Here is a 5,857-nt window from a genome sequence, read left to right on the forward strand (position 1 = left end):
GGACCATCCCTACATCGAACCAGTCCACCTGCTCAAGGCGTTGCTGCAGCAGGAAGACGGTCCGCGCTCGCTGCTGCAGCGTGCTGGTGTGAACCTGCGTGCGCTCGACGATGCGGTCGAGACGGCGCTCTCGCGCATCGCCGCGGTCACCGGTGCCCAGGTCCAGCCAGGCCGTGACCTGATGGCGCTGCTGCAGGCGGCAGAAAAGGAGTCGACCAAACGCGGTGACCAGTACATCGCCACCGAAATGGTGTTGCTGGCGCTGGCCGAGTCCAAATCCGATTTCGCCCAGGCGGTGCGGGGCACCGGTCTGACGCGCAAGGCGCTGGAAACGGCTGTGGACGCCGTGCGGGGCGGTCAGACGGTCGACTCGGCCGAGGCGGAAGGCCAGCGCGAGGCGTTGAAGAAGTACACGCTCGACCTCACGGAGCGTGCCCGGGCCGGCAAGCTCGATCCCGTGATCGGCCGCGATGACGAGATCCGCCGTGCCATCCAGGTGCTGCAGCGCCGCACCAAGAACAACCCGGTGCTGATCGGCGAGCCAGGCGTGGGCAAGACGGCCATCGTGGAAGGGCTGGCGCAACGCATCATCAACGGCGAGGTGCCCGAGTCGCTGAAGAACAAGCGTGTGCTGGTGCTGGACATGGCCGGGCTGCTCGCCGGCGCCAAGTACCGCGGCGAGTTCGAGGAGCGGCTGAAGTCGGTGCTCAAGGAAGTGGCCCAGGACGAGGGCCGCATCATCCTGTTCATCGATGAGCTGCACACGATGGTGGGCGCGGGCAAGGCTGAGGGCGCGATGGACGCGGGCAACATGCTGAAACCCGCGCTGGCCCGCGGCGAGCTGCACTGCATCGGTGCGACCACGCTGGACGAGTACCGCAAGTACGTCGAGAAGGACGCCGCGCTGGAGCGCCGCTTCCAGAAGGTGCTGGTTGCCGAGCCGACCGTGGAGGCGACCATCGCCATCCTGCGCGGGCTGCAGGAGAAGTACGAGGTCCACCACGGCGTGGAGATCACCGACCCGGCCATCGTCGCCGCGGCCGAACTCTCGCACCGCTACATCACCGACCGCTTCCTGCCCGACAAGGCCATCGACCTGATCGACGAGGCGGCGGCCAAGATCAAGATCGAGATCGACTCCAAGCCGGAGGTGATGGACAAGCTCGACCGCCGCATCATCCAGCTCAAGATCGAGCGCGAGGCGGTGCGCAAGGAGAAGGACGACGCTTCCGTCAAGCGCATGGGCCTGATCGAGGAGGAGATCGGCAAGCTGGAGCGCGAGTACGCGGATCTGGAGGAGATCTGGAAGGCGGAGAAGGCCACGGCGCAGGGGTCTGCCCACGTCAAGGAAGAGATCGACCGCATCAAGTTCCAGATCGAGGAATGGAAGCGCAAGGGTGATTTCAACCGCGTCGCCGAACTGCAGTACGGCAAGCTGCCCGAGCTGGAGAAGCGCCTGAACGAAGCCCAGGCCAAGGAAGAAACCAAGGCCCGCGCCGGCAAGGACGGCAAGGGCGGCCCGCAACTGCTGCGCACCATGGTTGGTGCCGAGGAAATCGCCGAGGTCGTCAGCCGCGCCACCGGCATCCCGGTGTCCAAGCTGATGCAGGGCGAGCGCGACAAGCTGCTGAAGATGGAAGGCAAGCTGCACGAGCGTGTGGTCGGCCAGGACGAGGCCATCGTTGCGGTGTCGAACGCGATCCGCCGCTCGCGGGCCGGCCTGTCGGATCCGAACCGGCCGCTGGGCAGCTTCCTGTTCCTCGGTCCGACGGGTGTCGGCAAGACCGAGCTGTGCAAGGCGCTGGCGGGTTTCCTGTTCGACAGCGAGGACCACATGATCCGCATCGACATGAGCGAGTTCATGGAGAAGCACTCGGTCAGCCGGCTGATCGGCGCGCCTCCGGGCTATGTCGGCTATGACGAGGGGGGTACGCTGACGGAGGCGGTGCGGCGCAAGCCCTACAGCGTCGTGCTGCTCGACGAGGTGGAGAAGGCACACCCGGACGTGTTCAACGTGCTGCTGCAGGTGCTCGACGATGGCCGCCTGACGGATGGACAGGGCCGCACGATCGATTTCAAGAACACCGTGATCGTGATGACCAGCAACCTCGGCTCGCACCTGATCATGGCGATGGCCGGTCAGTCGACCGAGGACATCCGCGATGCCGTCTGGGGTGAGGTGAAGGCGCATTTCCGGCCCGAATTCCTGAACCGGATCGACGAGACGGTCGTGTTCCACGCGTTGGACCAGAAGCACATCGAGTCGATTGCCGCGATCCAGCTCAAGGGGCTGGAAGGCCGGCTGGCGAAGATGGAGATGGTGCTGGAAGTGACGCCCGAGGCGTTGAAGGAGATCGCCAAGGTCGGCTTCGACCCGGTGTTCGGGGCGCGGCCGCTCAAGCGGGCGATCCAGCAGCGCATCGAGAACCCGGTGGCGCGGCTGATCCTGGAAGGGCGCTTTGCCCCGCGTGACGTGGTCCCGGTCGGGCTTGGGGTGGACGGCGAGTTCACCTTCGGCCGGACGGTGCACTGAGCGTCAGAGCACCGGCGCCCTTGGCAGCGCTGCGTCCATCGCCATCAGGCGCGGGCGCAGCTGGGTCCAGCTCGTCAGCGAAGGTCCATAGACGAGGTGCAGCGCCAATCCTGGCTGGGACTGCAGGGACCGTACCCCGAGCGCTTCGTGGCCGCCCATGACGAGCACCTCGTCGGCTGGACCGACGAGGTGCAGCTGTCTGCGTGTGCTGGTGCCCGCGGCCAGCAGCAACGAGCCGCGGCGTGCCAGATCGTTGGGCTGGAAGGCCGCGCCCGCATGGGCCAGCACGCGGCTGGTGGCGATATCGAACACGCAGGCGCTCTGCACGCCGGGCAAGGCGTGCGCCTCCAGCACGAAACGCTCGATCGGCGGCGTTCTGGAGGCGAGCGTGGCGGGCGTGGTGGCCAGATCGGGCATGGCCTGCATCGTGTCCCGCCCGGTGGCCAGCGTGCCGAGCAGCGGCCCGCCGCCGTCCGGACGCAGGGCGGTTTGCACCTGGTTCCACGATGCGCTCAGGAAGGTCCAAGCCTCTGCCGGGCGGCTGACGCGCGGCGCGATCTGGCAGGCCACACCGCTGCCCGGACCGAGCGCGGCCACCAGTCCAGCCAGTGCCGCGTGGCTGGTGGCGGCCAGCGGCATGAACTGCAGGTGCGTGCACTGCCAGTCGGGTCGGAACATCGCATCGCGCAATGGCTGGAGCGCGTCGCTCAGGGCATGTGGAGGCACATCGCCGATCAGGATGACGGCCATCGTGGCCTGCGCGCCGAGCACCCGCGCGATGGCTGTGCGGGTCACGGTGTCGGCTTCGACGTCGGTGCTGTAGAGACGTACCAGCTGGTCGCGGCTGGCCGGACAATCCACGTAATCGATGCTGGCGAGCACCGTGCCGTAGCTCTGCCGGCGGATGCTGAGACGCTCCACCGGCCGGCCCGCCGCCGATGCGATGGCGTGCAGCAGGCGGCGCGCACCGCGGCTGGCGACATCGTGCAGCGCGATGTAGCTCGGACGCAGATACTCGAACTGCTGCTGCAGCGCTTCGCCGGGCTCGCACGACACGAACAGCTCGCGGGTGTGGTTGCCGACCGGGCGGCCGATGTCGAGGGCGTTGTCCAGCCGGTCGTCGAAGCTGCGCTGGATCAGGGTGGGTGGGGCGTCGACAGCGTTGTCGGATCCTTCGGCGGGTAGGTGCATGCCGTGGTCTCCAGAACGAAAAGGGCGCGGGCATCCTATCATCCGCATCTTGATTTCACATCGTGCGCCGGCATGCCTTCTACCGTGTCCTCTACCTCTCCGCTCTCAGAACCTGAAATGGAAATTTTGCCTGTCGTGATCGTGGGCGCCGGACTGGCTGGCTTGACAGTGGCGCTGCACCTCGCAGCCGACCGGCGCGTCATCGTGCTGGCCAAGCGTCAACTCGGTGAAGCGGCCACGGCCTGGGCCCAGGGCGGCATCGTCGGCGTGCTCGGCAGCGACGACAGCATCGACAGCCATGTGCGCGACACCCAGGAAGCCGGCGCGGGACTGGTCGATGAGCACACGGCCCGCTTCATCGCCGAACGCAGCGCAGACGCCGTGGGCTGGCTGGTGGACCAGGGCGTGGCATTCTCACCCGATCCGGACGGCCCGCTCGGTCTGCATCTGACCCGCGAAGGGGGCCACGCGGTGCGCCGCATCGCGCACGCGGCCGACGCGACTGGCTACGCCATCCACCAGGCGTTGCTCACCGAAGTGCGCCAGCACCCGAACATCGAGTTGCGCGAGCATGCGATGGCGGTGGATGTCATCACGCCGCGCCACCTGCGCCAGGATGCGGCGCCATGCTGCTACGGCGTCTATGTGCTCGACATCGAGCGCCAGCGCATCGAGACCATCGCCACCAGCGCGGTCGTGCTGGCCAGCGGCGGCGTCGGCAAGGTCTACCGCTACACCAGCAACCCGGACACCGCCACCGGCGACGGCATCGCGATGGCGTGGCGCGCGGGTTGCCGCGTGGGCAACATGGAGTTCATCCAGTTCCACCCGACCTGCCTGTACCACCCGCAGGACCGCAGCTTCCTCATCACCGAAGCCCTGCGCGGCGAGGGCGCCTTCCTGCGGCTGCCGGATGGCACGCGCTTCATGCTCGACCACGACGAACGCGCCGAACTCGCGCCGCGCGACGTGGTGGCCCGCGCCATCGACTTCGAGATGAAGCGCCACGGCCTGGACCATGTCTGGCTGGATGCGACGCACCTGGGCGAAGCGTTCCTGAAGGAGCACTTTCCGACCATCCACGCCCGCTGCCTGAAACTGGGCATCGACATCGCGCAGCAGCCGATCCCCGTCGTGCCGGCCGCGCACTACACCTGCGGCGGTGTCGTCACCGATCTGCATGGCCAGACCGATCTGCCGGGGCTCTACGCCGTGGGCGAGACGACCTACACCGGTCTGCACGGTGCCAACCGGCTGGCCAGCAACTCGCTGCTGGAATGCGTGGTGCTGGGCCGCGGCTGTGCCGAGACCATCATGACGGCTCCGCAGTCCGCGCACCCGGTGCTGCCGCTGTGGGACGAAAGCCAGGTCGAGAACGCCGACGAGCAGGTCGTGATCTCCCACAACTGGGACGAGCTGCGGCTGCTGATGTGGAACTACGTCGGCATCGTGCGCACCACCAAGCGGCTGGAGCGCGCGCTGCACCGCATCCAGCTGCTGCGCGACGAGATCGACGACTACTACGCCAACTTCCGCGTCAACCGGGATCTGCTGGAGCTGCGCAACCTGGTGGAGTGTGCCGACCTGATCGTGCGCTCGGCGCTGATGCGCCACGAGAGCCGCGGGCTGCACTACAGCCGCGATTTTCCGACGACGCTGCCGGTGAGTTTCCCGACGGTGCTGGTGCGGCCGGCCCGCAGCCGGCGCGGGGCGGCCAAGTCAGGCCGGCGCCTGGCGGGTGGTCCGCCACCGACCGGTCTGTGCGGCTGACACGCCCGGTCCGACCGGATCAGCGACGGGCCCGCATCGCCATGCGGGCCTGCACGAACTCGAAGGCGAAGGTCACGGCGTCCGAGATGGTCTCGTCCATCGCGAGGCGCTCCTTCTCCGTCAGGTAGAAGGTCAGGTCGACCGAGTGGCGGATGTAGCGCGCGCCCAGCCGGTTCAGCGCGACGCAGGCCACATCGGGCAGCGCCTCGGCTTCGAGGTAGGGGTAGCCGGGGGCTAGGCGAACCACCGTGTCGAACACCGGCCGTTCGTAGTGGTTGTGGACGGATGTGAAATCGATGTTCATGCCGAGGATGTCGGCGTGTCCGTCCGCAACTTGACTCAGGCGGCGCCGATGTTCGGCAC

4 protein-coding genes are annotated in these 5,857 nt (G+C 67.7%); 2 read left to right on the forward strand and 2 right to left on the reverse strand.

Annotated features, from left to right (window positions below; translation table 11 throughout):
* Positions 1-2,533, forward strand: a 2,533-nt coding sequence (gene clpB / locus AB3X43_RS15460) for an ATP-dependent chaperone ClpB (protein WP_369430756.1), incomplete at its 5' end; no start/stop codon positions are given.
* 3 nt (positions 2,534-2,536) lie between these two features.
* Here clpB and AB3X43_RS15465 read toward each other — a convergent pair.
* Positions 2,537-3,724 (reverse strand): hypothetical protein, encoded by a 1,188-nt coding sequence (locus AB3X43_RS15465; protein WP_369430757.1) that lies wholly within the window; start codon positions 3,722-3,724, stop codon positions 2,537-2,539.
* 117 nt (positions 3,725-3,841) lie between these two features.
* Between AB3X43_RS15465 and nadB the strand changes: the two genes are divergently transcribed.
* On the forward strand, positions 3,842-5,494 hold the full coding sequence (gene nadB, locus AB3X43_RS15470) for an L-aspartate oxidase (RefSeq protein ID WP_369430758.1): 1,653 nt from the start codon (positions 3,842-3,844) through the stop codon (positions 5,492-5,494).
* Between the two features lie 19 nt (positions 5,495-5,513).
* Here nadB and AB3X43_RS15475 read toward each other — a convergent pair.
* Positions 5,514-5,857 (reverse strand): late competence development ComFB family protein (locus tag AB3X43_RS15475; RefSeq protein ID WP_369430759.1); only part of this gene is annotated, 344 nt, incomplete at its 5' end.

Source organism: Sphaerotilus sp., from assembly GCF_041083715.1.
Taxonomy (GTDB): Bacteria; Pseudomonadota; Gammaproteobacteria; order Burkholderiales; family Burkholderiaceae_C; genus Sphaerotilus.